This is a genomic window from Streptomyces sp. NPDC047042 (assembly GCF_040644035.1).
Taxonomy (GTDB): domain Bacteria; phylum Actinomycetota; class Actinomycetes; order Streptomycetales; family Streptomycetaceae; genus Streptomyces.
The window spans coordinates 1-24,658 of record NZ_JBEYVP010000032.1; the positions used below are offsets into that span (position 1 = coordinate 1).

Here is a 24,658-nt window from a genome sequence, read left to right on the forward strand (position 1 = left end):
GGTTTCTACCCCCCGGGCCCCGGCCGGGGCGGGGCCTCTTGGGCGGCCTCGACTCCCCCCCGCCCCCCGCCCCCCGCGCGCCCCCCCCCCCCCGGGGCGGCGCCGCCCCCCCCCGCCCCCCCCAACGCTGTCCGCCTCCCGCCCGGGTGATATTTGCAAAAGTGCATCAGCGTAGGTGTGAACTGTGCGAGTGACGTGCGTCAGGCCCCAGGGACAGGCCTCGACGGATCAGCCTCGCTTCAGGCGTACCGCCACCGTCTCGCTGACGGTCACGGCCTGGTCGTAGTCCGGGTCCGTCGCCGTCGCGCGGGCCTCGACCTCCACGTCGCCGCGCTGGAAGGGGATGTCGCCGGTGGGTACGGCCGTCGCGGTCCAGGGCGCCGGAGCGCCCGGTGTGCAGGACACCGACCCGCTGAAGGAGCCGCGGATGAGCCGCTGGCTCTTCACCTGCGTGACGTCGCCCCAGACGTCCACCTTCACCGGCTTGTTGCAGCTCACCGTCCCGTGCAGGGTCGCCTTTCCGTTCAGGGTGCTCGCGGTGCCCTTCAGGGCCACGGCGAGACCGAGGTCGAGTTCGGCCGGCGGCTCCGGGTTGTTGATGTGGATCTCCCCGCGCGCCGCGGGGGTGCTTCCCTCGCAGTGCTGCTCGAAGACGGCGTCCAGCTTCTTCACGTAACCCTGAGGGCCGAACTGCACGTCGGAGATGGTGAATTCGCCGGTGAGCGTGTTGCAGCCCCGCCCGTTTCCGCTGAGGTCCAGTCCCGGCTGGGCCGGCTCGTTGAACGGGTGCCGGGTGGCGCCGGTGTACGTACCCGGTGCGAGGGTCTTGCCGGCGGGCGCCGCGAGATCCAGGGACCACCAGTCGCCGTTCGCCCCGTCGAGCCAGAAATGGACCGAGTTGTGGGCGTTGTCGGCGGAGATGTTCAGTCGGTCCTGAGCCGTCGTCGAGTAGGCGTAGGACCGACCACCGCTGGGCCAGTCGCCCTCGTCGCCGCTGAAGGCGAAGGATCCTTCGGTGACGGGCAGAGCGTACGCGTCGGTGCCTGACACCAGACCGGTGGTGCCGGTTGCCATGCTCAGCGCCAGTACGAGGACGGCCGTGGCACGGGCCAGGACACGTTTGGGCGTGCCGAGTCTCATTGATTCCCCCTGAGGATGAAGTACTCGTTTGCTTGCGCGACCGTTCTTCATGCGTCAGATGAGTGAGTCTGCCAACCATGAGTACCTGCGGCAACCATGTTTCAGGCGACGGCAGTTGTGGTTTCGGCCAACACATGGGGGAGCTGATGCGACGCGGCGCGGAGTAATGCGGTCGGGCAGGGGCACACGAAAGTGGTTCGCTCGATGAGGAGGGAGCCCATGTCCAGCGCCACCGCTCCGGCCGGCACCGGCCGCACCATCACCAGCTCGATCCCTGCCCGCCTCGACCGTCTCCCGTGGTCACGCTGGCACTGGACGATCGTGATCGGTCTCGGCACCGTATGGATCCTCGACGGCCTGGAGGTCACGGTCGTCGGCAACATCTCCTCCCGGCTCTCGGAGCCCGGCAGCGGGCTGCCGATCACCTCCGGTCAGATCACCGGGATCGCGGCCGCCCTGTACGTGGCCGGTGCCTGTGTCGGCGCCCTCTTCTGGGGCCGCATGACCGACCGCTTCGGCCGCAAGAAGCTGTTCATGATCACCCTGGCGGTCTATCTGGCCGCCACCGCGCTGACCGCGGTGTCCTTCTCGACCTGGTGGTTCTTCGCGTTCCGCTTCCTCACCGGCTTCGGCATCGGAGGGGAGTACGCGGCCATCAACTCCGCGATCGACGAACTCATCCCGTCGTTCTACCGAGGGCGCGTCGACCTCGTCATCAACGGCAGCTTCTGGATCGGCGCGGTCGGCGGTTCACTGCTGTCGATCGTCGCGCTGAACACGGACATCCTGCCGAAGGACGTCGGCTGGCGGCTGACCTTCGCCCTGGGCGTGGTGCTGGGCCTGGTCATCATCGTCGTACGACGGCACGTCCCCGAGAGTCCACGCTGGCTGCTGATCCACGGCAGGGAACGCGAGGCGGAGGAGATCGTCTCCGCCATCGAACGGAAGGTCGAGGCCGAGAAGGGCGAACCGCTGCCGGAGCCCGAGAACGAGATCACCATCCAGCAGCGCGAAGCCGTCGGCTTCGGCGAGATCGCCCGCACCGTCTTCGCGACCTACCGCAAGCGCAGCGTCCTCGGCTTCTCCCTGTTCATCGGGCAGGCGTTCCTCTACAACGCGATCACCTTCGGCTTCGGCGCGATCCTGACGACGTTCTTCGACGTCCCGAGCGGCAACACGGGCTACTACTTCGCCGTGATCGCGGTCGGCAACTTCTTCGGCCCGCTGCTGCTCGGCAAGCTGTTCGACACGGTGGGGCGGCGGGTGATGATCTCCTCGACCTACCTGCTCTCGGGCGTGCTGCTGTTCGGTACAGCCTGGCTCTTCGACCGCGGCTCACTCACCGCGACCACACTGACGGCCTGCTGGTGCGCGGTGCTGTTCTTCGCCTCGGCCGGCGCCTCCAGCGCGTACCTGACCGTCTCCGAGATCTTCCCGATGGAGACGCGGGCCATGTCCATCGCCTTCTTCTACGCCATCGGCACCGCCGCGGGTGGCATCACGGGCCCGCTGGTCTTCGCGGACCTCACGTCGTCCGGCGTGGTCGGGGACACGGTGCTCGCCTTCCAGATCGGCGCCGGCCTGATGTGCGCGGCCGGAATCGTCGCCGCGTTCCTCGCGGTGAACGCGGAACGCCGCTCGCTGGAGGACATCGCGAGGCCACTGTCGGCGGTCGCGTCGGCCTCGGCGAAGGTCAAGCACAGGGTGACCGGCAGGGCGCCGGGCCGGGCTTGAGAGCATCCTGTGCCTGGGCATCCGGCAATCGGCCCCTGTCTTCGTGAACCCCCTGATGCTCCACGACCCCGCTGGTTCTCGGGGCGTTCCCGGCCCCAGGTGCTGAACCAGCGTCAAGGACGACGGCATCTCGGCGTTCGGCAGGCGCAAGTGTTCACCGGGGTGTCGGAGCGATTCCGCCCAGGCGGTCGGTGAGGGCCTGCGTCGTCTGGATGACCTGTCTGCCGATTTCTTCGACGCGGTCGTGCGTCACACGGGAGGCCGGGCCGGAGATGCTGACCGCGGTGACGACGGCTCCGCTGTGGTCGAAAGCCGGTGCGGCCACGCAGCGGATGTCGAGTTCGTTCTCCACGTCGTCGATGGCGTAGCCGCGCTCGCGGATGCGGGCGAGTTCGGCGTGCAGTTGCTCGGGCGAGGTGATGGTGGCCGGTGTGCGGGCGGGCATGCCGGCCGCTATCACCTTGGCGACGACATCGTCGGGTGCGTGAGCGAGGAAGGCCTTTCCGGTGGCCGTGCAGTAGGCCGGCTGGCGCCCGCCGACCCTGGAGTGCATACGGACGGCCTGGGGGCTCTCGAATTTGTCGATGTAGACGATCTCGGGGGGGTCGAAGCTGACCAGGTGCACCGCTTCGCGCGCGTCGTGGGCGAGCTGGTGCAGCAGCGGCGACGCGACGCGGCGGATGTCGAGACGCTCCAGGTAGAGCTGTCCGAGCAGGGCGTTCTGCGGCCCGAGCCGGTAGTGGCCGCTTTCGGCGTCCTGGTCGACCAGCCGTGTCTCGCGCAGCGGGCCGACGAGCCGCAGGACGGTGGATTTGCTCAGCTGGAGCCCCGTGGCGAGGTCGGTGAGCGAGGTCCCCTGCGGATGGCCGTCATCTTCTGCCAGGTACATCAGGATGCTCAGCGCACGCCGCAGGGACGACGAGGAGTTGCGACGGGCCCCGGGTGCATCAGGGCTCAGGTTCGCGCTGTCGGGCGAAGGCACGCCGGTTCCTCCTGCTGAGTGCGTTGCGAGGGCGATCAGCCCCTGCGGGCCCGCAGCGGGAGCCCGACCGACACCCTACCGTACTGCATAGCAAAACGAAATGTCACATGTTGAAATCGGTCATTGACGACTATGGGGCGCCGGGCTAGCTTCTCCCCAGCACTATGCGAAATGAGATTTTGCATAGCAGAACATGACTGGCGATCGATGGCGATCACCCCCTTCTTCAGCCGTCCCGGCTCACCCCCAAACCCTCCCGGAAGGGAATGCACGGCATGAGATTTCGTCACGGTACCCGCAATCTGATGGCGATTTGTATCGGTGTGACCGCTGTCGCATCGCTGGCCGCCTGCACCTCCAGCAGCGGCACCGCGACTGCGGGCCAGCAGTCCTCGACACTCCAGGAAGTCGTCAAGCGCGGCACCCTCAACGTCGCCAGCTGTCTGACGTTCCCGCCGTTCGGCTCCATGGACAAGAACAACAAGCCGCAGGGCTTCGACGTCGACGTCGCCACCGCAATGGCCACCGCGCTCGGCGTCAAGGTCCACATCGTCGACACCACGTCCGCCAACCGCATCCCCAACCTGCAGACCAAGAAGGTCGACGCGGTGGTCTGCAACTTCACCACCACCGCCGAGCGGGCGAAGCAGGTCGCCTTCAGCGACCCCTACATCGTGGCGGGCGAGGTGATGCTGGTGAAGAAGTCCAGCGGCATCTCCACTATCAAGGACCTCTCGGGCAAGACCGTCGCCGTGACCAAGGGTTCCACCAACGGCGACGCGGTCAAGGCCGGCAACCCCAAGGCGAAGATCCAGGAGTACGACACCTCCTCCGCCGCCGTGCTCGCCGTCAAGCAGGGCCAGGCCGACGCCATGGTCGAGGACTCCAACTTCCTCAACTACCAGGCCAAGCAGGATTCCTCCCTCAAGGTCACCAAGGACTCCGTCGTGCCGCTGGAGTACAACGGCATCGGCGTTCCGCTGGGCGACGCCACCTGGCTGCAGTGGGTCAACACCTGGCTGCGGGACTTCAACACCTCCGGACAGGCAGGCGCCCTCTACAAGAAGTGGTTCGGCGTCGACCGCGTCTTCCCGCTCAACCCGTCCTACTGAGTCCCGGCCGGGCGGCGGCCCTCTGCCGCCGCCCCAGGGGAGGAGTCCCATGTTTGTCGACTGGAGCTACGCCCTCCGGGACTGGCCCACCTATCTCGACGCGGCCTGGCTGTCGCTGAAGCTCTCACTCGAAGCCTTCGCGCTCGCCTTCGTCCTCGGACTGCTCGGCGCGCAGGCCCGCAGATCGCGCTACGCGGTCCTGCGCGCCCCCGCCGCCGTCTACGTCGAGGTCATCCGCAACACCCCCGTGCTGCTGCAGATGTTCGTCGCCTACTTCGCGCTGCCTTCGGCCGGTCTGCGGCTGAGCCCGGTGCAGGCGGGTGTGCTCGCCCTCGGCGTGAACGTCGGCGCGTACCTCACCGAGATCTTCCGCGCCGGCATCCAGGCCGTGCCCCGCGGCCAGCGTGAGGCCGCCCGGGTACTGGCCCTGAGCCCGCTGCGGACCTTCGCGCACGTGGTGCTTCCGCAGGCCTTGCGCAACGTCTACCCGGCGGTGGTGAACCAGTTGGTCCAGATCATCCTGGGTTCGTCGCTGCTGTCCGCCATCTCCGTGCCCGAACTCACCGGCACCGCGATGGTCATCAACTCCCGCACCCTGCTGACGGTGCAGGTGTTCGGCATCGCCGCGGTGCTCTACCTGGTCCTCACCAACGCGGTCGTCCTCGTGGCGGGACTCATCGGGAAGGTCGCGTTCAGGCCTCCGCTGCGTCCGTCGGGGCGGCCCCGTCCCCTGAGCGCCGTCCGCCGTCTGCTGCCGGCGCGTCCCGCGCGTCCCGTCCAGAAGGAGGCCTGATGGACTGGTCGGTCATCTGGTCCAACCGTGAGCTGTACGTCTCCGGACTGTGGGCCACCGTCCTGCTGTCACTCGCCGCGATCGCCACCGGAACACTGCTCGGGCTGGTCGTCGCGGCCGTGCGCACCAGCCGCATCCCGGTCCTGGCCCAGCTCGCCCGGGGCTATCTGGAGGTCTTCCGCGGCACCCCGCTGCTGATCCAGATGCTCTTCCTCTACTTCGGCGCGGCCTACCTGGGCCTGGTGGGCATCACCGTCTTCGGTGCGGCGCTACTGGCCCTGACCCTCTATCAGGGTGCCTACATCGCGGAGATCTTCCGGGCCGGCATCGAGGCGGTGCCCCGCGGCCAGTGGGAGGCGGCACGGGTGCTGGGCCTGCCCCGCGTCCAGACGTTCGTCAGCGTCATCCTTCCCCAGACCCGGGCGATCGTCCTGCCCCCGCTGGTCGGCCAGTACCTCTCCCTGATCAAGGACACCTCGATCGCCGTGGTGATCGGCTACGTCGAGCTGGTCCGCCAGGGCCAGGCGGTCATCGACCGCGTGGGCGACCCGGCCACCTCCTACCTCGCCGTCTCCGTCCTGTACTTCGTTGTCTGCTACCCGCTGTCGCTGCTCGTGCGGCGCATGGAGCGAAAGGCTGTCACCGCATGATGATCACCGACCCCGCCGCCCAGCCCAAGGCGGTGACCACCTCGCGGATCTCGCTGTCCGGAGTGCACAAGCGCTTCGGCGAACTGGAGGTTCTCAAGGGCGTCGACATCGACGTCGAGCCGGGCGAGGTCGTCGTCCTGATCGGTGCCAGCGGCTCCGGCAAGAGCACCCTGCTGCGCATCATGTGCGACTTGGAGCGCGCGGACAGCGGCGAAGTGTGGGTGGGCGGTGTCCCGCTGCACGACCGCAAGCGCGCGCCTGAGATCTTCGGGCACGTCGGCATGGTCTTCCAGCAGTTCAACCTTTTCCCCCACAAGACCGCGCTGGGCAACGTCACGCTCGCCCTGCTGAAGGTCAGGAAGCTCTCCCGCGCTGAGGCAGAGGAGCGCGGCCGGGCCGCTCTGCAGCGGGTCGGGCTCGCCGACAAGGCCGACTCCTACCCCGCCCAGCTCTCCGGCGGCCAGCAGCAGCGCGTCGCCATCGCCCGCGCCCTGGCCATGGACCCCGCGATCATGTTCTTCGACGAACCCACCTCCGCCCTCGACCCCGAGCTCGTCGGCGAGGTCACCGGCGTCATGCGTTCCCTCGCCGAGGACGGCATGACCATGGTCGTCGTCACCCACGAGATGCGCTTCGCCAAGGACACCGCCGACCGGGTCGTGTTCATGGACGGCGGCGTGGTCCTCGAACAGGGCGCGCCCGAGCAGGTCTTCGGCAGTCCCGCCGAACAGCGCACCCAGCAGTTCCTGCACCGTGTCCTGGACACGTGAGAGGCATTCCTTCCTCCCGACACTTCTTGTGAAACCCGCAGAAGGAACCCTCGTGCTCATCCCATCCACCTCTCCCCGCGCGCCCTCCGGCTCCGAGTCCGGAGCCGACGTGGTGTGCATCGGGGAAACCATGGCCGTTCTCAGCCCCCCGGACGCCCGGCCGCTCGCGCACCAGAGAGCACTGGCGCTGGCCGTGGGTGGCGCGGAGTCCAATGTGGCCAGCGCGCTCGTCGTCCTGGGGCACAGCGCCGCCTGGCTGGGCCGCGTGGGCGACGACCCCCTCGGACGGCGCGTCCTGGAAGACCTGACCGCCCGTGGAGTCGATGTCTCCGCTGTCGAGACGGACCCGGTACGGCCGACCGGCGTCTACTTCAAGGACACCGGTCCCGAGGGAACCGGCACGTACTACTACCGCCGGGACTCCGCCGCAGCCGCCATGGACCCCGGCCTGGCGGACCTTCCGCTGCTGCACCGGGCCCGGGTGCTGCACCTCTCCGGCATCACCCCCGCACTCTCGGACAGCTGCGCCGAACTGGTCACCCGCATCATCTCCCGGCGGGCCGTCCCCGGCCCGGTCATCTCCTTCGACGTCAACTACCGCCCGGCGCTGTGGCGGCACCGCCCGTCAGAGGCCGCTCCCGTGCTGCTGGAACTGGCCCGCAGCGCGGATCTCGTGTTCGTCGGGCGCGACGAGGCCGAGACCTTGTGGGACACCCGCACGGCGCAAGAGGTCCGCGATCTGCTCGGCCCCGGCCCTGTACTGGTCGTCAAGGACGCCGGGCACGGAGCCACCGCGTATGACGCCGACGGCGAGGAAACCTTCGTCCCCACCCCCGCCGCCAGGGTCGTCGAACCCGTCGGAGCCGGTGACGCCTTCGCTGCCGGCTACCTCGCGGCATACCTGGAAGGCCGCACCCCGGCGAACGGACTGCGCCTGGGCCACCTCGTGGCCGCTGCGACGCTCAGCACCCGGGAGGACGTCCCGCCTGTCCTGACCCGCGACACGCTCGACCGCCACCTCGCACTCGACAACGCGGCCTGGTCCGCCCTGCGCCTGACCTGAGACCCCGCCATTCCCCCACAAGGAGCACCCACAATGAGCCAGACCGCCATCCCGACGAGCGAGATCCGTACCGACCAGGCCCCCGCACCGGCCTGGGTCTTCTCCCAGGGCGTGCGCAAGGGACCGATCCTGCAAGTCTCCGGCCAGGGACCCCAGGACCCGGCCACCGGCGCCTACCTCCACGAAGGCGACGTCAGGGCCCAGACCCGCCGCACCCTGGAGAACGTCCGCGCCATCCTCGAAGCAGGCGGCGCCCAGGTCTCCGACGTGGTGATGTTCCGCGTCTATCTGACACAGCGCGCGGACTTCCCCGCGATGAACGAGGTCTACGCCCAGTTCATCGAAGAGCACGTCAAGGACGGCCCGAAGCCGTGCCGCACCACGGTCTTCGTCGAACTCCCGCATGAAGTCATGCTCGTCGAGATCGACGCCCAGGCCGTCGTCGCCTGACGAACGGGACACACCAGCCCGTGGACGACGTATCCGCGCTGGAACACAACCTGCACACCATGGACACGGTGAGGACCTTCTTCTGATGACCGATCGAAAGCAGCAGGCCGCCTTGAGCTCCTCCCTCCTGCCCGCACTGTCCGCAGACCGCGTCATCGCAGTGATCAGGGCCCCCGAAATCCCCGACGCCGCAGCGCTCTGCGCCGCCCTCGCAGAAGGAGGGATCCGATGGGTCGAGTTCACCTTCACCACCCCTGGCCTCACCACCCACCTGCAGCGCGCCTCAGCACACAGCGGATCCCACATAGGCGCCGGCACGGTCATGACGGGCGCTCAGGCCCAGGCGGCGATTGACGCGGGAGCCACCTACCTGGTCACTCCCGGCTGCCGCCAGGAGGTCGCCGAGACCGCCGCCCGAGCGGGCATCCCCGTGGTCATGGGAGCGCTGACCCCGACGGAGGTCGCTCACGCCCTGGACCTCAACGCCGCCGCAGTGAAGATCTTCCCGGCCCATTCCCTGGGGCCCCGCTACTTCAAGGACCTGGCAGGCCCTTACCCCGGCATCCCCCTCGTGGCCTCCGGTGGTGTCAACAGCGCCAACGCCCCCCAGTTCCTGGACGCGGGAGCCCAGGCCGTATGCGCCGGCTCCGAGGTCGTGCCTGCTTCCGCCGTCGCCGCCGCCGACTGGTCCACCATCACCGAGCGCGCCAAGCGCTTCATGGAAGCGCTACTCGCATCAGACCCGCTTGCGTGAGAGGCGCCGGGGTCACGATCACGACGCCAGGAACTCCAGCGCCCGTGCCACGAAGTCGTCGTGGTACTGGAAGACTCCCGCGTGCCCGGCATCCGGGTAGAGCGGGACGAGTTCGCCGTGGGGCAGGCGTGCTGCCAGATCCAGGGTGTTGCGGCTGGGCACCATCCGGTCGTTCTCCCCGTTGGCCACGAGGACCGGTTGGCGGACGGCCGACAGGTCCGAAGGCGCCTGGCGGCCCCAGCGTTTGACGGCCTTCAGGTGGGCGCGGAGCGACGGCAGCGAGATGTCCTTGTCACGCTGGTGTGTGCGCTCCTTCAGCCGCGCCAGGAAGTCGCGTCCCGCCTGTCGGCCGTCCGCGGTGTCGGTGAAGAAAAGGGACAACTTGGGATCCTGGCGGGTCAACGCGCCTTTGAGCGTGGCTTGGATGGTGAGCGCGGGGACCTTGTCGATGCCGTCGCCCCCGGCGGGACCGGTGCCCGCGAGGATGACCTTGCGGACGAGGCGCGGCTCCTTGGCCGCGACGACCTGTGCGACGAAGCCGCCCATCGACAGCCCGAACAGATCGACCTGCTCGAACCCGAGTGCTCGGATGAACTGCACCGCGTCGCGGGCCATCCCCTCGATCGTGTCGGGCGTGGTACCGCCCGACGCGCCCACCCCGCGGTTGTCGAAGGCGATGACCCGGCGCTGGGCGGCGAGTCCGTCGACGACGCGCGGGTCCCAGTTGTCCAGGACCCCGGCCAGATGGACCAGGAGAACCAGCGGTACGCCGTCCCGGGGGCCGAGTTCCCGGTAGGCGAACTCGTCGCCGCCGACGGACACGGAGTGGGTGGTCGCGTTCTGGTACGACGCGGGCGACGAAGCGGAGTGGGCGGGGGAATTCCGCGGTGTGTTCATGTGCCGGTCCTTCGGATAGCGGGCCTAGGTCCTCGACGGTCTGGAGGGTCCGGCGCCGTCACGCCATGCTGACGACGACCTTGCCCGCCTTCGCGCGCCCCGCTTCGAGGTACTCCAGAGCCTCGCGCGTCGACGCGAAGGGGAAGACGGTGTCGACGACGGGCTGGATCGTGCCGGCCTCGAAAAGGGGGGTGAGTTCGCGCAGTTGGTCGCCGCTGGCCCTCATGAACAGGAACGAGTACGTCACGTCGCGGCGCCGTGCGCTTCGCCGGATACGAAGGCTCAGCGCGGACATCACCAGGCGGATGACGAAGTTGGTGCCCAGTTCCCTGCCGAGAGCGGCGTCGGGCGGGCCCGCGACACTGATGAGCTTCCCGCCGGGCTTGAGCACGTCCAGGGACTTCGCAAGCGTGTCGCCGCCCAGCGAGTCGAGGACGACGTCGTAGTCACTCAGGACAGTCTCGAACGCCTGCTTCTTGTAGTCGACCACGACGTCGGCGCCCAGGCGTTTCACCAGGTCGACGTTGGCCGTACTCGTGGTGGTCGCCACGTACGCGCCCAGGTGCTTGGCCAGTTGGACGGCGATGGTGCCGAGGCCGCCGGAACCGGCGTGGATGAGGACCTTCTGACCCGGCTTGACCTGTGCCCGCTCGACCAGCGCCTGCCACGAGGTCAGGGCCACCAGGGGGAGGGACGCCGCCTCCTCCATGGTCAGCGTGGCCGGCTTGATCGCCACGTCGTCCTGGTGCACCGCGATGAGCTCGGCGAACGTGCCGATCCGATCCTTGTCGGGCCGTGCGAAGACCTCGTCGCCCACGGCGAACCGCGTGACGGCCGCACCCACCTCGACCACCACTCCCGCGAGGTCGTTGCCCAGGACGAACGGGACGCGGTACGGCAGGATCGTCTTCATCTCCCCGTCCCGGATCATGCGGTCGAGCGGATTGACGCTCGCGGCCCGGACGAGGATCAGCACGTCGTTCGCGCCCACCTCGGGGTCCGGCACCTCCCCGACACGCACGCCGGCCTTGTCGCCGTAGCGCTCCACAGTGAAGGCCCTCATGGTCGTCTCCGTAACTCGTCCGCTCGCGTTCGCGGGCAACTCCATAAAATTACATTCATAATCTTAAGTGGGCGGAGTGATGGGTCGCAAGTGGGGCCGGCGGCTGTGAAGGCGTTCCGGAGTTCCGGTGTGTTCTGCCTGTGCCGTCAGCGTATGAAGGCGAGGGCGTTCTCGATGCCCTGCTCCAGGACCTCGTCGGCGTACCTCTGGTCGGAAAAGGCGCGGGACAGTTGCAGCGTTCCCACCAGGATGGTGTAGAGGCCGAGGGCCTTGCCGCGAGCGGACTGCGGGTTCTCGGGTGCCAGGCGGGCGGCGAACTCGTCCAGGATGCCCTGGGCGCCCTCGGTGTACGCCTGCTTGGTCTCGGCGCCGCAGCGGCCGATCTCGTCGAGCAGGGCGGCGGAGGGACATCCGGTGCCGGGGTGGTCCCGGTGCTTGGGCGACAGATACTCGCGGATGAGGCCGTCGAGGCCCGAGTGGCTGGGCGGAACGACGTCGAATCCGGCGATCTGGGCGCGGAGTTGGTCGGCGACGACGTGGGCGACGAGGTCGTCCTTGGACGTGAAGTGGGCGTAGAAGGCTCCGTTGGTGAGCCCGGCGTCCGACATCAGTGTCGAGATGCCCGAGCCGTCGATGCCGTCCTGCTTGAACCGTCGGCCGGCCGTGTCGATGATCCGCTGCCGGGTGACCTGCTTGTGCTCTTTGGCGTAGCGCGCCACTTACTTCCTCCAACGGCTTCGTGAGGCCATCGCCTCGTAGTCAGGGCGGGTGAGTCGCAGGTCGTCGGCTCAGGTCCGCTGGTGGGCGCCGAGTCCCGGTCGGGCGGTGACGTCCCTCGGGGTGACGACGGTGTGATCGGCGGAACACTCGACGACGACGCGCACCGGCGCGTCGCAGTCGGCGTGGCGAATGTCCAGGACCGGCCCCTCGGAACCGAGGGCGTATGTCTCGCCCCACTGGGTCAGCGCCATCAGGACGGGCCACAGGTCCCAGCCCTTTCTGGTCAGCCGGTACTCGTTGCGGGAGCGGCTGCCCGGCTCCTGGTAAGGGACCGTCGTCAGGATGCCGGACGCGATCAGCTTCCGCAGACGGTCGCTGAGCACGGCCTGGGAGAGGCCGATGTGGCGGTGGAAGTCGTCGAAGCGGCGGACGCCGTTGATCGCGTCACGCAGGATCAGCAGCGTCCATTTCTCCCCGACCACGTCGAGCGTGCGCTGGACGGGACAGTTCTCCGTGCTCGCCTCAAGCCACTCCATGCTCCCATCGTAGGGGCCTGGCTTCATTATTGACAGTCAGGTGAACGAGGGCTAGCTTCGTATCCAAAAGTCAGCTGAAGGGGTGCTCGGCCGTGGGGCGAACACGTACGTACGAGTGGGAAGACCCCGCGATCCTGGCGGAATCCGCCGGTCGTATGGCCGGCATCGACTTCCTGCGTGAGCTGCAGGCGGGTCGGCTGCCGAGGCCGCCCATCAACCACCTCGTCGACTTCAACCTGGACGAGGTGGAGCCCGGCCGTGCGGTCTTCTCCCTGACACCGGGGGAGGAGCACTACAACCCGATCGGGAGCGTGCACGGCGGAATCTTCGCCACCCTGCTCGATTCGGCGGCCGGCTGCGCCGTCCAGTCCACCCTTCCGCAGGGCATGGCGTACACCTCGCTCGACCTGACGGTGAAGTTCCTGCGGCGCATCACCGTGGACACGGGCACGGTGCGTGCCATCGGCACGGTCGTCAACAAGAGCCGCCAAACCGCCCTCGCCCAGGCGCAGTTGGTCGACGCGAACGACCGTCTCCTCGCCCACGCCACCAGCAGCTGCATGCTCTTCCCGATACCGCCCTCGCACGGCTGACCGACGAGCGGGTGCGTTGCCGCGCCCTCTCGCCGCACGGCACTCAGGCGCACGTACACCCCAGTACGGGGGGACCTGGGCCCGCCACCACCTCACACCAGAACGGCTGAGGCCTCGTCGTGCGAGGCCGGGATCTGCTGCTCCGCCCAGATGACCTTGCCCTCGCGGTTGTGCCGGGTGCCCCAGCGTTCGGTGAGCTGGGCGACGAGCAGCAGGCCGCGGCCGCCCTCGTCGAAGACGCGGGCGCGGCGCAGATGCGGGGCGGTGCTGCTGGCGTCGGACACCTCGCAGGTCAGGGCCGACTGAAGGATCATCCGCAGCTGGATGGGGCCCTTGCCGTAGCGGATGGCGTTGGTCACCAGTTCGCTGACCACGAGTTCGGTGGTGAAGGCCAGTTCTTCCAGGCCCCAGGCGGTCAGCTGATCGGACGCGTGGAGGCGGGCCGCGGAGACGACGGCCGGATCGCTGAGCAGGTCCCAGGTGGCGACATGGTCGGCGTTGAGAGCCCCGGTCTGTGCCACCAGGAGGGCGACGTCGTCGGCGGGGCGGCTGGGCAGCAGGGCGGACAGCAGTTCGTCGCAGGTCTCCTCGAGGGATGCCGGTGCCCGGGCGAGCACGTCGCACAGCAGGGTGAGGGCACTCTCCACGTCACGCGAGCGGCTCTGCACGAGTCCGTCGGTGTACAGGACCAGCCGACTGTCTGGTGGCAGTTCGAACTGTGCCGTTTCGAAAGGGAGTCCGCCCAGGCCCAGGGGCGGGCCGATCGGCAGTTCGGGGAAGCCGACCGCGCGCGAGGCGGGCCCGACGCCACCCGAGCCCGGGGCACTCACCACGGCCGGCGGAAGATGTCCGGCGCTGGCCAGCGAGCACATACGGGAGACAGGGTCGTACACCGCGTACAGGCACGTGGCGCTGATCTCGTCCGTGCCCTCTTCCTCCTCGCGCTGCAGCCGGATGACCACGTCGTCGAGGTGGGTCAGCAGTTCGTCGGGCGTGAGGTCGATGTCCGCGAGGGTGCGGACGGCCGTCCGCAGCCGGCCCATCGTGGCCGCCGCATGCAGGCCATGACCGATCACGTCGCCCACGACGAGCGCCACGCGGGCCCCGGAGAGCGGGATCACGTCGAACCAGTCGCCTCCCACGCCCGCCCTCGATCCGCTGGGCAGATAGCGCGAGGCGGTCTCGACGGCGGTCTCCTCCGGTACGCGCCGCGGCAGCAGACTGTGCTGCAGGGTGAGCGCGGTGGAGCGTTCCTGGGTGTAGCGGCGGGCGTTGTCGATGTTCACCGCCGCTCTGGACACGATCTCCTGGGCCAGCAGCATCTCGTCGTCGTCGAAGGGTTCCGCCGTTTGGCGACGGACGAACTGTGCCAGTCCCAGCGGGCTGCCGCGGGCCCACAGCGGGACCAGGAGCAAGGAGTGCAGGCCCAGGTCGCGCAGGGCGCGGGCGTGCTCCGGCGATGACGACAGCCAGGGCGGGATGTTGTCGGCGGAGATACGGATCCGCAGCGGCTGCCCGTCGGCGAGTACGCGAGCCGGCTCCGAGCCTTCCGGGTAGATGTACGGCCGCTCGGTGACCACCGCCTGGTCGAGGCAGCCGTCCGAAGCCGCCTGGGCGATCCGGCAGAGTGTCGCGGGACCGCCCGCCGAGTACGTGCCCTCCTCCTGGAGGGCGAAGGGCAGGAGGTCGACGAAGACGAGGTCCGCGAGGTGGTCGGCGCCGACGTCCGCCAGCTCCTGCGCGGTGCGGTGGGTGTCGAGAGTGGTCCCGATCCGGGTCCCGGCCTCGTTGATCGTGGTCAGCCGCCGCTGCAGCCAGCGGTCGCGCTGGCGCTGGTACGCGGCGACCGTCTGCTCCGAAATGCGATCGACGTACTCGAAGGCGATCGCGCTCGCGGCGAGTGTCGTCGCGTGGATCAGGTCCTGAGACTGTGCGACGCGGACGGTCTCCGCATAGAGCTGCTCCAGGAAATCCGCGTGGACGAGCCGGTAGACGCGAAGGAGTTGACTGATCGGCACCCCGTGCTCAGCCAGCCGACAGGCGAACTCCAGGGCGGCGGGCGGCGTCCTGACCTCACACATGTCCCGGTCGTGCTCGAAAAAATCCAGACCGGCCTCGAGGTGTTCGGCCAGGGCCACCGGCGCCACCGCGGCGAGGTCCGGGTACTTCCACATGTCGGGAAGCTCGCTGCGCAGATGCTGCAAAATCACATCGGTCATTTGATCTGCTCGGGGTGCGAGGCCCCGAGCGAGATCGCTGAGGAAGGCATGGGCGTCGGTACCCATAGTCACAAGGTACCGCTGACCGGATCGACCGGCCTTGCCGCACACCACCCTGCAGGCGGCTGCTCGCTCAGGTTCGGGAACCGGGGTTCACGAGGTGTGCCCGGTACGGCGGAGGACAGGGCGCAGGGTCTCGATGACGCCGGGGTCGTCCACCGTGGAGGGGATGGGCTCGTCGTGGCCGTCTGCGATGCCGCGCATCGTCTTGCGCAGGATCTTTCCCGAGCGGGTCTTCGGCAGGGCGGCCACGACCGCGACGTCCTTGAGCGAGGCGACGGCGCCGATCCGCTCGCGTACGAGCTGGACGAGTTCGGCCTCGACCACGCCCGGTGCGCGGTCGATGCCGGCCTTGAGAACGACGAAACCGCGCGGCACCTGACCCTTCAAGGCGTCCGCGACGCCGATGACGGCGCATTCGGCGACATCGGGATGGGCGGCCAGAGCCTCCTCCATGCTGCCGGTGGACAGCCGGTGCCCGGCGACGTTGATGACGTCGTCGGTGCGGCCCATGACGAAGACATAGCCGTCGGCGTCGATGTGGCCGCTGTCGCCGGTGAGGTAGTACCCGTCATAGGCGGAGAGGTACGACGCGACATAGCGCTCGTCGTCCCTCCAGAGGGTGGGGAGCGCGCCGGGCGGAAGGGGAAGCCTCACGACGATCGCACCGTCGACGCCCGCGGGCACCGGCCGGCCCGAGGAGTCCAGGACGCGTACGTCCCAGCCCGGCAGCGGACGGGTGGGGGAGCCGGGTTTGACCGGGGCCGCCTCGATCCCGACCGGGTTGGCGACGATGGGCCAGCCCGTCTCGGTCTGCCACCAGTGGTCGATCACCGGAATGCCCAGCAGCTCGCTCGCCCAGTGGTAGGTCTCCGGGTCGAGACGCTCCCCGGCGAGGAAGAGGTGACGCAGGCCGGTCAGGTCGTAACCGGCGGTGAGTGTCCCCTCCGGGTCCTCCTTGCGGATGGCCCGGAAGGCGGTGGGCGCGGTGAACATGGTTTTGGCCCCCTGCTCGGCGGCCACGCGCCAGAACTGGCCCGCGTCCGGGGTGCCGACCGGTTTGCCCTCGTACAGGATGGTCGTGGCGCCGGCCAGCAGGGGCCCGTAGACGATGTACGAGTGCCCGACGACCCAGCCGACATCGGAGCCGGTGAACATCGTCTCGCCCGGGCCCACGTCGTAGACGGCGCCCATCGACCAGTGCAGGGCGACCGCGTAGCCGCCGCAGTCGCGGACAACTCCCTTGGGTTTCCCGGTGGTTCCGGACGTGTAGAGGATGTAGAGCGGATCGGTGGCGGCGACGGGAACGCAGTCGGCCGGCGTCGCGGTGGCGACCAGTTCGGCCCAGTCGAGATCGTCGGGCCCCAACTCGGCCCGCTCCTGGGGGCGTTGCAGGATCACACTCTTCTGCGGCTTGTGGGCCGCGAGTTCGATCGCCTGATCGAGCAGGGGCTTGTACGCGATGACGCGCTTGCCCTCGATGCCACAGGACGCGGAGACCACGACCTTGGGCTCCGCGTCGTCGATGCGCAGGGCGAGTTCGCGCGGCGCGAACCCGCCGAAGACGACGGAGTGCACCGCGCCGATCCGCGCACAGGCCAGCATCGCGACCACGGCTTCGGGAACCATCGGCATGTAGATGACGACCCGGTCGCCGTGCCCCACGCCGAGCTGCGCGAGCGCCCCGGCGAAGGCCGCCACCTCGTCCCTCAACTGTGCGTAGGTGTAGGTGCGCCGGGTGCCGGTGACGGGGGAGTCGTGGACGAGCGCGGGCTGCTCGCCCCGGCCGGTCTCGACATGCCGGTCGAGCGCGTTGTGGCATACATTGAGGCGTCCGTCGGGAAACCAGCGGTAGAAGGGCGCACCCGAGGAGTCCAGGGCGCGTCGCGGAGTGACATCCCAGTCGATGCCCTCGGCGGCCTCGAGCCAGAAGCTCTCCGGGTCCTCGGTACTGGCGCGGAAGACATCCTCGTACGTTCCCATCGCGCACTCCTTTGTGGCATCGAGGGACGGGTGGTGTGACGGGTGTGCGAAAGCGTGCCGGAAACAAGTACCGCATGCCGGCGGCGTGGTCGAGCAGCTGCCGGTTACCGGGGCCGGGGTCGGGGACGAGGCCGGCCCCGGCCGTCAGGCGCTGTTTTCGCTCACGCGCCGAGGTGCTCGCGGAGCCAGTCGCCCATCTGCCCGATGGCCTGGTCCACCTCGGGTACGCGTCCGGCGCCCAGAATGAACGAGTGCTGTCCTTCGGGCATGCCGTGCGTCTCGCTGGTGACCTTGAAGTCCGCGAGGCGGCGGCCGAGCTGGGCGCCGTCGTCGGCCAGGGTCTCGTATTCGCCGTAGTAGACGAGCGTGGGCGGCAGGCCGGTCAGGTCGGCGTTCACGAGACTGATTTGGGGGTCGGTGAAGTCCACGGCGGGGTCCTGCAGCCAGGCGCCCCGGAAGAGCTCCAGGGTGCCCCGGCTGAGCATCCTGTCGTTGGTCTCGTTGGCGTCGACGGCCGGGTTCTGGAGCGTGAGGTCGGTCCAGGGGGAGACGCTGACGATCGCGCCGGGCGTGGCCTCACCCTTGGCGAGCAGGCGCAGCGGCAGCATCACCGCGAGGGTGCCGCCGATCGAGTGGCCGGTGCTGCCGATGTTCTGGGGCTCGTAGCCCTGCGACAGCAGCCACCGGTAGGCGGCCTCGGCGTCGTCGAGCTGCGCCGGGTAGGGGTGCTCGGGCGCCAGCCGGAAATCCACCACGAGTGAGCGGACGCCTGCCGCCTTCGCGATGTGGCCCGCGGCCTTGCGGTCGGAGTGCATCGAGGCGGCGACCGATCCGCCGAAGTGGAAGTGGAGCAGTGCCCGGTCGGGGGCGGCGCCCTCGGGGATGGCCCACAGGGCAGGAACGCCGTTCGCGTCGACCTCGGCGTAGCTGACGCCTTCCGGCTCGGTCGACGCCTTGTGGTTCGAGTCGACGATGTCGCGGATGACGGCCAGATCGAGGCCGGGTGTCGACGACTTCGCGCTCACACTCGCGAGGAACTCGGCGAACTTGTGTGCCTCCGGGCTTACTCCCATGGTGGTGCTCCTTCTCGGACGGGCGCCGTGCGGGGTCCCCGCGGCAACCGGGTCTGTGTGCTGGTCATGACGCTACTTGCTGAGTATAGAAAAGTAAACTTAGATGCGACCGGGGTCGCCGATGAGGTGACGAGGAGCTGAGACGGCGAGGCGGCGAGAGGGCGCGGGGGCGAGGCGTTCCGCGCCCTGTGCGAGGATCTTGAGGTGCCCACGATGACCGTCCACGCGTACGACGAGAAGACGACCCATGACTGATTCCGCCGCGGACGAGATTCTCACCGACGTCCGACGAGGTGTCGGCCGCGTTCTGCTGAACCGGCCCAAGGCGCTCAACGCCCTGACGACGGGCATGGTCGCCGAGATCGACCGGGTGCTCGCCAAGTGGGAACACGCGCAGTTGTCCGCGGTGGTGCTCGCCAGTACCAGCGCGAAGGCGTTCTGCGCGGGCGGGGACATCCGCACGATCCGCGAGCACAGCCTCGCCGGGGATACCGAGGCGAGTGAACGGTTCTTCGCCACCGAGTACCGGCTCAACGCCCGGATCGCCGAGTACTCCGTGCCGGTCGTGTCGCTCATCGACGGCCTGTGCATGGGCGGAGGTCTCGGTCTGTCCGTCCACGGGGGCTTCCGTGTCGTCACCGAACGGGCGGTGCTGGCGATGCCCGAGACCGGCATCGGGTTCTTCCCGGACATCGGGGCCAGTTACTTCCTGCCGAGGCTGCCGGGTGCGATCGGCATGTACCTGGGGCTGACCGGGCAACGCATCGACGCGGCCGACGCCCTGTACACGGGGCTGGCCACGCACTTCGTCCCCGCGGACACGCTCGACACGGTCGCGGACGCCCTCGCCGACCACCCCGGCGACCCGGTGGACGTCGTCCTGAACCGGCTCGCCGGCCGTTCCCCGGTGGCGGAGAGCGGGCTGGCGGCGGTACGCGCGGACGTGGACCAGGTGTTCGGCGCGCCGACCCTCGGCGAGATCGAGAAACGCCTGCGCCACCTCGACACCCCTTGGGCGGCAGGCGCGTTGGCGGCTCTGGAGGCCGCCTCGCCACAGAGCCTGGAGATCACGCACGCCCTGCTGGCCCGCGGCAGACAGCGCACCTTGCGCGAGTGCCTGGCCGCCGAGCTGGCCCTCACCCGCACGACCATCCGTACACCGGACTTCCTGGAGGGCGTCCGAGCGGCCCTGGTGGACAAGGACCGCACGCCCCACTGGCAAGGGACGTCGTTCGCGGGACGAACACTGCCGGCCTGAGCATGTCCGTACGGCGGCCGGGGGCTGCTTGGACTCTCGGGCGAGGGAGACCCGAGGGTGGGTTGGGTCCCCATGCCCGATTGATGCCGGCCGGTGGTGATCAGCTCGTAGACGCCCGTGCCCGCGAAGTGCGGCCGGCGGCGAACGGCTCCCGGGAATGCACCTCCAGTCGCGCAGCGGGCCTCATCGAAGCGACCCCTCCGCCGTCAGCGAGGCGGGGCGCCAGCCCAGCTCCGGTGCGATCAGGTGCCGTACGTCGTGCAGGATCTGTTCGTACTCCTCGCGGTGGAACTCGTACGGCAGCTCCAGGCGCAGCTCCGACACCTGCGCGAGGACCGGGTCGGCTGTCAGCTGTTCGAGGATCTGCTCGGCGGTGCCGACCACGTCGGGTGCGAACAGGGTGCGTTTCGGACCCTGTGGCGCCAGGGTCCGTTCGTGGCGGCTCGCCGTGTAGGCGCGATAGCGGGCCCGGCCGGACGCGTCCGCGCTGTCGAACGGGACGACGACCCGGCCGAGCGCCACCCGCGTCTCACGGCTCTCGGGGAGCGCGCGGCGGTACTCGGTCAGCAGGTTCAGCTGGGCCGTGGCGAAGTCGTCGGTGCCCTCGCCGGTCACGATGTTCCCGGTCAGCAGGCCCAGGCCGTGCTCGGCGGCCCAGCGGGACGAGCGCAGGCTGCCGCCGCCGTACCAGATACGGTCCGCCAGACCGGGGCTGTGCGGCTGCAGACGCGGGCGCTGGACGTTGCCCGGCGAGTGGATCACCGTGTCCGGGCCGCCGAGGTAGCCGCCGCGCAGGTGGTCGAGGACCCGGGCGATCCTGCCGTACGACAGGTCGAAGTCGCGCCAGTTCCCGTCGTGCACGAGGTCGCCGAGCAGGTCGGCGTGCGGCATGCCGGTGCTGAAGCCGATCTGGAGCCGCCCCCGGGACAGTACGTCGGCCAACGCCAGGTCCTCGGCGAGGCGGAAGGGGTTCTCGTAGCCGATGGGGATGACCGCGGTGCCCAGTTCGATCCGCTCGGTGCGCTGGCCGGCCGCGGCGAGGAACACGGCGGCCGAACCGACGCCGTGCTCGAGGTGGCGCTGCCGGATCCAGGCGCCGTCGAAGCCCAACCGCTCGCCGTACTCGAAGAGTTGGAGTGTCTCCGCCAGTCCGGTGCCGGGGTCGTCGTCGGCGAAGTTGCCCGGGGTCAGAAAGGCCAGGGAAGTGATGGTCGGAGTGCTCATATCGCCCTCAGCTCGTGGTGGACCCGGCGACCTGGGAAGAGACACGGCCACCGGGGATCGCGGCCAGCAGCTCGCGGGTGTAAGCGTGGCGGGGCCGGGTGAACAGCTCCTCCGGCGGCCCGGTCTCGACGATCCGGCCGGCCCGCATCACCGCCACCTCGTGCGCGATCTGCCGGACGACGGCCAGATCGTGCGAGATGAACAGGTACGCCACTCCCGTGTCGGACTGCAACTCGGCGAGCAGGTCCAGCACTTGGGCCTGTACCGAGACGTCGAGCGCGGAAACCGGCTCGTCGCACACCACCAGGTCGGGGGAGAGGGCGAGCGCGCGGGCGATCGCCACGCGCTGCCGCTGCCCGCCCGACAGCTCCGCCGGCCGGCGTTCCAGTGTGGCGGCGGGCAGCGCCACCCGGTCGAGCAGCTCGCGTGCCCGGTCGAGCCGGGAGGCCCGGTCGCCGATCCTGAAGGCGCGCAGCGGCTCGGTGATGACCTCGCCGATGGAGAAGCGCGGGTCGAGGGACGCGTACGGGTTCTGGTAGACGAGCTGGGCCCGACGGCGCAGGCTCCGGGCCTCGGCGCCCCGCGCGGTGGTGACGTCGGTGCCGTCGAACAGGACCTTTCCTGCCGTGGCATCGGTGAGGCGCAGTGTCAGCCGGGCGGTGGTGGACTTGCCCGAGCCGGACTCGCCGACCAGGGCGAGGGTCCGGCCGCGGTGGAGCGTGAAGCTGACGTCGTCCACCGCGCGCAGGGTCCGGGGGCCGTCCCCGGCGCGGGGCAGTCTGAACTCCTTCACCAGGTTGCGCACTTCGACGAGGGGCGTCGCCTCGGATTTGTGCGCTGCGACGTGCGCGGCGGGCCTCGTGGTCGTCAAGCTGGGTGCGGCGGCCAGGAGTTGGCGGGTGTACTCGTGCTGCGGGTCGGCGAGAACCTCATGGGTCGGGCCCGCCTCCACCACCCTGCCCCGCGACATGACCACCAGGCGCTGGGAACGGTCGGCGGCGACCCCCAGATCGTGGGTCACCAGCAGGACCGCGGTGCCCGACTCCTCGGTGAGGCGCTGGAGATGGTCCAGGATGACCCGCTGGACGGTGACATCGAGCGCGCTCGTGGGCTCGTCGGCGATGATCAGCTCGGGCTTCGCCGCTATGGCGATGGCGATCAGGGCGCGTTGCCGCATGCCGCCGGAGAGTTCGTGCGGATACTGGCGGGCCCGTACGGCGGCGTCCGGCAGTCCGGCCCGGTCAAGGACGGCGACGGCCTCGGCGGGCGCCGAGCGGCGGGTCGCCAGGCCGTGGATGCGCAGCACCTCGGCGACCTGGTCGCCGATCCGCTTGACCGGGTTGAGGGAGACCGACGGGTCCTGCGGCACCAGCCCGATCCGCGCTCCACGTACGGTGCGCAGCTCAGCCTCCGACAGCGTGGCCAGGTCGTGCCGGCCGAAGCGGACCCGGCCCGCGTCGATGCGACCATTGCCCGGCAGAAGCCGGGTGATGGCGTGGGCGGTGGTGCTCTTCCCGGAGCCGGACTCGCCCACCACGGCGGTCACCTGCCCCGGCCACACGTCCAGGTCGACGCCCTGAACGGCCGGAACCGTGCCGCCCCGGGTGCGGTACGACACGGACAGGCCGCGTATCTCCAGCAGGGGTGTGCTCACGTCGTCACCGTTCTCACCGGTCTCACCGTTCTCACGTTCGTCGGTCATCGCTGCCGGGACCATTCGCCGTCCAGCGCGCGGGCGATGCGGTTGGTCGCCAGCACGGTCGCGGCGATCGCCAGCCCGGGCAACGCGGTCAACCACCAGGCGTTGGCGAGGTAGTTGCGGCCGTCGGAGATCAACGTGCCCCACTCCGGGGCCGGCGGGGGAGCGCCGTAGCCGAGGAAGCTCAGGGCCGACACGGCCAGGATGGAGGAGCCGAAGTCGAGGGTGGCAAGGACGATCACCGGGCCCGCGGCATTCGGCAGTACATGCCGGCCGAGGACCGAGTACCAGCGGGCCCCACTCGTCCGGGACGCCTCCACGAACACCGCCTGCCGCACCCGGAGCACCTCCGAGCGCGCCACCCGGGCGAACGCGGCGACGCTGGCGATGCCGACGGCGACCGCCACCTTGACCGTGCCGTAGCCGAGCGCGGTGACCAGGGCCAGGGACAGGAAAAGCGCGGGGATGGCCAGCAGGACGTCGACGAAGCGCATCAGCACGTCGTCCACCCAGCGGCCCACGAACCCGGCGACCACACCGAGCAGGCCGCCGACCACGAACGCCACCAGCACCGCGATCAGCGTTGCCTTCAGGGACAGTTGGGCACCGTGCACCACCCGAGAGAACACATCGCGCCCCAACTCGTCGGTGCCGAACCAGTGTGCGCCGCTCGGGTCGCGAAAGTTCTGCGACGGCACCCCCTTCAGCGGGTCCTGCGAGGTGAACAGGTCAGGCCAGAAGGAGGCGAGCACCACCAGCAAGAGGACGGCGACCGACAGCAGGAGACCGGGGCGGCGCAGCACGAACCGCAGCACCCGCCGCACGTCGACCCGGCGCGCACTCCCGTGCTCGGGCGGCTCCGGGGCGAGCGGGCCGGCGACACCGAGGGCGGCCTCGGCCGGGTCGTCGACAAAGGTCTGGCTCATGCGAAGCTCGCCCTTCTCTCAGAAGCCACCACGATCCGCGGGTCGAGGAGCGGGTAGACCAGATCGACGACCAGGTTGGTGGTCACGAAGATCAGCGCACCGAAGGTCACCACCCCCTGCACCACCGGGATGTCCTGGACGGTGACCGCGGCAGCGGTCACCCGGCCGAGACCGTCGCGGGAGAACACCGTCTCGATCACCACGGAGCCGGCGATCAGCTGGCCCACCAGCAGACCGACGACCGTCAGCGCGGGCAGGGACGCGTTGCGCAGCGCGTGCCGCAGATGGACCCGCCACCGCCCGGCGCCCTTGGCCCGCGCGGTCTCCACATACGCCTGGTCCAGCGCGGTGAGCAGACTCTTGGCGAGCACCTGGGCGACCTGGGCACCCGTCGGGATCGCCAGCGTCAGGGCCGGCAGCACCAGCCCCCTCAGGCCGTCGTTGCCGAACGCCGGGAACCAGCGCAGCCGGAACGAGAACACCTCGACGAGCAGCAGGCCGACCCAGAAGGTCGGGACGGACACCCCCAGCGGAGGCAGCGACAGCAGCACCTGCCGCAGCCAGCGCCGGGAGGTGTAGGTGGCCGCCACGGCCAGGCCCCCGCCGAGAATCACCGCGAGCAGCAGGGCCGCACCGGTCAACTGGAGGGTCTGCGGCAGCGCGTCGGCCAGCGTCGAGGCGACCGGGCGGCCCGTGGACACCGAGTCGCCGAAGTCGCCGCGCACCGCCCGGCCGAGGTACTCGGCGTACTGCACCAGCACCGGCTTGTCGAAGCCGTACTCGTGGCGCAGCGCGGCCAGTTGCTTCGGGTCGACCTGCCCCGAGTCCATCCCGGCACTGGCCATCGCCGTCACCGGGTCGCCCGGGAGATGGTCAAGGACCAGGAACGAGACCGTGTAGGCCGCCCACAGCACCCCGACCGCCTGCGCGAGCCGCTTGATCACATAGCGGCGCACGGG

24 protein-coding genes are annotated in these 24,658 nt (G+C 69.6%); 10 read left to right on the forward strand and 14 right to left on the reverse strand.

Annotation, left to right across the window (positions count from 1 at the left end; all coding sequences use genetic code 11):
• Positions 1-228: 228 nt before the first annotated feature.
• Entirely contained in the window at positions 229-1,140 is a 912-nt protein-coding gene (locus ABZ855_RS32675) for a hypothetical protein (RefSeq protein WP_360813061.1), read from the reverse strand.
• A 219-nt stretch (positions 1,141-1,359) separates the two neighbouring features.
• Here ABZ855_RS32675 and ABZ855_RS32680 point away from each other — a divergent pair, with 219 nt between their 5' ends.
• Entirely contained in the window at positions 1,360-2,874 is a 1,515-nt protein-coding gene (locus tag ABZ855_RS32680) for an MFS transporter (protein WP_360813063.1), read from the forward strand.
• A gap of 154 nt (positions 2,875-3,028) precedes the next feature.
• Here the strand turns inward: ABZ855_RS32680 and ABZ855_RS32685 are convergent, their stop codons facing one another.
• Positions 3,029-3,856, reverse strand: coding sequence for an IclR family transcriptional regulator (locus ABZ855_RS32685; protein WP_360813065.1), 828 nt, complete (start codon positions 3,854-3,856; stop codon positions 3,029-3,031).
• 275 nt (positions 3,857-4,131) lie between these two features.
• On the opposite strand from ABZ855_RS32685, the gene ABZ855_RS32690 reads away from it, so the two are divergent.
• From ABZ855_RS32690 to ABZ855_RS32720, 7 genes are all read left to right on the forward strand, one after another.
• Complete coding sequence (locus ABZ855_RS32690) at positions 4,132-4,968, forward strand: transporter substrate-binding domain-containing protein (protein ID WP_360813067.1); 837 nt, start codon at positions 4,132-4,134, stop codon at positions 4,966-4,968.
• Between the two features lie 49 nt (positions 4,969-5,017).
• Positions 5,018-5,761: an amino acid ABC transporter permease gene (locus ABZ855_RS32695; RefSeq protein ID WP_360813069.1), complete on the forward strand. Its 744-nt coding sequence runs from the start codon at positions 5,018-5,020 to the stop codon at positions 5,759-5,761.
• Entirely contained in the window at positions 5,761-6,411 is a 651-nt protein-coding gene (locus ABZ855_RS32700; RefSeq protein WP_360813071.1) for an amino acid ABC transporter permease, read from the forward strand. Before ABZ855_RS32695 ends, ABZ855_RS32700 begins: the two co-directional genes overlap by 1 nt.
• Complete coding sequence (locus ABZ855_RS32705; RefSeq protein WP_360813073.1) at positions 6,408-7,181, forward strand: amino acid ABC transporter ATP-binding protein; 774 nt, start codon at positions 6,408-6,410, stop codon at positions 7,179-7,181. Before ABZ855_RS32700 ends, ABZ855_RS32705 begins: the two co-directional genes overlap by 4 nt.
• A gap of 52 nt (positions 7,182-7,233) precedes the next feature.
• Positions 7,234-8,244: a sugar kinase gene (locus ABZ855_RS32710; protein ID WP_360813075.1), complete on the forward strand. Its 1,011-nt coding sequence runs from the start codon at positions 7,234-7,236 to the stop codon at positions 8,242-8,244.
• Positions 8,245-8,277: 33 nt separating this feature from the next.
• On the forward strand, positions 8,278-8,694 hold the full coding sequence (locus ABZ855_RS32715; RefSeq protein ID WP_360813077.1) for a RidA family protein: 417 nt from the start codon (positions 8,278-8,280) through the stop codon (positions 8,692-8,694).
• Between the two features lie 85 nt (positions 8,695-8,779).
• Positions 8,780-9,448 (forward strand): bifunctional 4-hydroxy-2-oxoglutarate aldolase/2-dehydro-3-deoxy-phosphogluconate aldolase, encoded by a 669-nt coding sequence (locus ABZ855_RS32720; protein ID WP_360813079.1) that lies wholly within the window; start codon positions 8,780-8,782, stop codon positions 9,446-9,448.
• An 18-nt stretch (positions 9,449-9,466) separates the two neighbouring features.
• Here the strand turns inward: ABZ855_RS32720 and ABZ855_RS32725 are convergent, their stop codons facing one another.
• The 4 genes from ABZ855_RS32725 to ABZ855_RS32740 form a co-directional block, all read right to left on the reverse strand.
• Positions 9,467-10,345, reverse strand: a complete 879-nt coding sequence (locus tag ABZ855_RS32725; RefSeq protein WP_360813081.1) for an alpha/beta hydrolase — start codon at positions 10,343-10,345, stop codon at positions 9,467-9,469.
• A 58-nt stretch (positions 10,346-10,403) separates the two neighbouring features.
• Positions 10,404-11,408 carry an NADP-dependent oxidoreductase gene (locus tag ABZ855_RS32730; RefSeq protein ID WP_360813083.1) on the reverse strand — a complete coding sequence of 335 codons (1,005 nt, stop codon included), beginning with the start codon at positions 11,406-11,408 and terminating at the stop codon, positions 10,404-10,406.
• A gap of 146 nt (positions 11,409-11,554) precedes the next feature.
• Positions 11,555-12,127, reverse strand: a complete 573-nt coding sequence (locus ABZ855_RS32735; protein ID WP_360813085.1) for a TetR/AcrR family transcriptional regulator — start codon at positions 12,125-12,127, stop codon at positions 11,555-11,557.
• Positions 12,128-12,196: 69 nt separating this feature from the next.
• Positions 12,197-12,664 (reverse strand): helix-turn-helix domain-containing protein, encoded by a 468-nt coding sequence (locus ABZ855_RS32740; RefSeq protein WP_360813087.1) that lies wholly within the window; start codon positions 12,662-12,664, stop codon positions 12,197-12,199.
• Positions 12,665-12,756: 92 nt separating this feature from the next.
• On the opposite strand from ABZ855_RS32740, the gene ABZ855_RS32745 reads away from it, so the two are divergent.
• The gene (locus ABZ855_RS32745; RefSeq protein WP_360813089.1) at positions 12,757-13,257 is read left to right on the forward strand and encodes a PaaI family thioesterase; all 501 of its coding nucleotides are present in this window, start codon (positions 12,757-12,759) and stop codon (positions 13,255-13,257) included.
• A 92-nt stretch (positions 13,258-13,349) separates the two neighbouring features.
• On the opposite strand, the gene ABZ855_RS32750 is transcribed toward ABZ855_RS32745, so the two are convergent.
• From ABZ855_RS32750 to ABZ855_RS32765, 4 genes are all read right to left on the reverse strand, one after another.
• Positions 13,350-15,476, reverse strand: a complete 2,127-nt coding sequence (locus tag ABZ855_RS32750; RefSeq protein ID WP_360813091.1) for a SpoIIE family protein phosphatase — start codon at positions 15,474-15,476, stop codon at positions 13,350-13,352.
• 153 nt (positions 15,477-15,629) lie between these two features.
• The gene (locus tag ABZ855_RS32755; protein WP_360813093.1) at positions 15,630-17,519 is read right to left on the reverse strand and encodes a propionyl-CoA synthetase; all 1,890 of its coding nucleotides are present in this window, start codon (positions 17,517-17,519) and stop codon (positions 15,630-15,632) included.
• A gap of 161 nt (positions 17,520-17,680) precedes the next feature.
• Positions 17,681-18,592 carry an alpha/beta hydrolase gene (locus tag ABZ855_RS32760; protein WP_360813095.1) on the reverse strand — a complete coding sequence of 304 codons (912 nt, stop codon included), beginning with the start codon at positions 18,590-18,592 and terminating at the stop codon, positions 17,681-17,683.
• A 99-nt stretch (positions 18,593-18,691) separates the two neighbouring features.
• On the reverse strand, positions 18,692-18,841 hold the full coding sequence (locus tag ABZ855_RS32765; RefSeq protein WP_360813097.1) for a hypothetical protein: 150 nt from the start codon (positions 18,839-18,841) through the stop codon (positions 18,692-18,694).
• Here ABZ855_RS32765 and ABZ855_RS32770 point away from each other — a divergent pair.
• Positions 18,840-19,850 carry an enoyl-CoA hydratase/isomerase family protein gene (locus ABZ855_RS32770; RefSeq protein WP_360813098.1) on the forward strand — a complete coding sequence of 337 codons (1,011 nt, stop codon included), beginning with the start codon at positions 18,840-18,842 and terminating at the stop codon, positions 19,848-19,850. The two genes, ABZ855_RS32765 and ABZ855_RS32770, sit on opposite strands and share 2 nt — an antisense overlap.
• Positions 19,851-20,033: 183 nt before the next feature.
• Here ABZ855_RS32770 and ABZ855_RS32775 read toward each other — a convergent pair whose 3' ends face one another.
• Genes ABZ855_RS32775 through ABZ855_RS32790 form a run of 4 tightly spaced genes read right to left on the reverse strand, consistent with a single transcriptional unit; the run spans position 20,034 to position 24,655 of the window.
• Entirely contained in the window at positions 20,034-21,074 is a 1,041-nt protein-coding gene (locus ABZ855_RS32775) for an LLM class flavin-dependent oxidoreductase (RefSeq protein WP_360813100.1), read from the reverse strand.
• Between the two features lie 7 nt (positions 21,075-21,081).
• Entirely contained in the window at positions 21,082-22,776 is a 1,695-nt protein-coding gene (locus ABZ855_RS32780) for an ABC transporter ATP-binding protein (protein ID WP_360813102.1), read from the reverse strand.
• A complete protein-coding gene (locus tag ABZ855_RS32785; RefSeq protein ID WP_360813104.1) occupies positions 22,773-23,699 on the reverse strand; it encodes an ABC transporter permease in 927 nt (308 codons plus the stop codon). Before ABZ855_RS32785 ends, ABZ855_RS32780 begins: the two co-directional genes overlap by 4 nt.
• The gene (locus ABZ855_RS32790; RefSeq protein ID WP_360813106.1) at positions 23,696-24,655 is read right to left on the reverse strand and encodes an ABC transporter permease; all 960 of its coding nucleotides are present in this window, start codon (positions 24,653-24,655) and stop codon (positions 23,696-23,698) included. Before ABZ855_RS32790 ends, ABZ855_RS32785 begins: the two co-directional genes overlap by 4 nt.
• Between the last annotated feature and the right edge of the window lie 3 nt (positions 24,656-24,658).

Coding starts and splice junctions, on each gene's coding strand:
- ABZ855_RS32675 (WP_360813061.1), bottom strand. CDS start 1,140: ATGAGACTCGGCACGCCCAAACGTGTCCTGGCCCGTGCCACGGCCGTC.
- ABZ855_RS32680 (WP_360813063.1), top strand. CDS start 1,360: ATGTCCAGCGCCACCGCTCCGGCCGGCACCGGCCGCACCATCACCAGC.
- ABZ855_RS32690 (WP_360813067.1), top strand. CDS start 4,132: ATGAGATTTCGTCACGGTACCCGCAATCTGATGGCGATTTGTATCGGT.
- ABZ855_RS32695 (WP_360813069.1), top strand. CDS start 5,018: ATGTTTGTCGACTGGAGCTACGCCCTCCGGGACTGGCCCACCTATCTC.
- ABZ855_RS32700 (WP_360813071.1), top strand. CDS start 5,761: ATGGACTGGTCGGTCATCTGGTCCAACCGTGAGCTGTACGTCTCCGGA.
- ABZ855_RS32705 (WP_360813073.1), top strand. CDS start 6,408: ATGATGATCACCGACCCCGCCGCCCAGCCCAAGGCGGTGACCACCTCG.
- ABZ855_RS32715 (WP_360813077.1), top strand. CDS start 8,278: ATGAGCCAGACCGCCATCCCGACGAGCGAGATCCGTACCGACCAGGCC.
- ABZ855_RS32720 (WP_360813079.1), top strand. CDS start 8,780: ATGACCGATCGAAAGCAGCAGGCCGCCTTGAGCTCCTCCCTCCTGCCC.
- ABZ855_RS32725 (WP_360813081.1), bottom strand. CDS start 10,345: ATGAACACACCGCGGAATTCCCCCGCCCACTCCGCTTCGTCGCCCGCG.
- ABZ855_RS32730 (WP_360813083.1), bottom strand. CDS start 11,408: ATGAGGGCCTTCACTGTGGAGCGCTACGGCGACAAGGCCGGCGTGCGT.
- ABZ855_RS32740 (WP_360813087.1), bottom strand. CDS start 12,664: ATGGAGTGGCTTGAGGCGAGCACGGAGAACTGTCCCGTCCAGCGCACG.
- ABZ855_RS32750 (WP_360813091.1), bottom strand. CDS start 15,476: ATGACCGATGTGATTTTGCAGCATCTGCGCAGCGAGCTTCCCGACATG.
- ABZ855_RS32755 (WP_360813093.1), bottom strand. CDS start 17,519: ATGGGAACGTACGAGGATGTCTTCCGCGCCAGTACCGAGGACCCGGAG.
- ABZ855_RS32760 (WP_360813095.1), bottom strand. CDS start 18,592: ATGGGAGTAAGCCCGGAGGCACACAAGTTCGCCGAGTTCCTCGCGAGT.
- ABZ855_RS32770 (WP_360813098.1), top strand. CDS start 18,840: ATGACTGATTCCGCCGCGGACGAGATTCTCACCGACGTCCGACGAGGT.
- ABZ855_RS32765 (WP_360813097.1), bottom strand. CDS start 18,841: ATGGGTCGTCTTCTCGTCGTACGCGTGGACGGTCATCGTGGGCACCTC.
- ABZ855_RS32775 (WP_360813100.1), bottom strand. CDS start 21,074: ATGAGCACTCCGACCATCACTTCCCTGGCCTTTCTGACCCCGGGCAAC.
- ABZ855_RS32780 (WP_360813102.1), bottom strand. CDS start 22,776: ATGACCGACGAACGTGAGAACGGTGAGACCGGTGAGAACGGTGACGAC.
- ABZ855_RS32785 (WP_360813104.1), bottom strand. CDS start 23,699: ATGAGCCAGACCTTTGTCGACGACCCGGCCGAGGCCGCCCTCGGTGTC.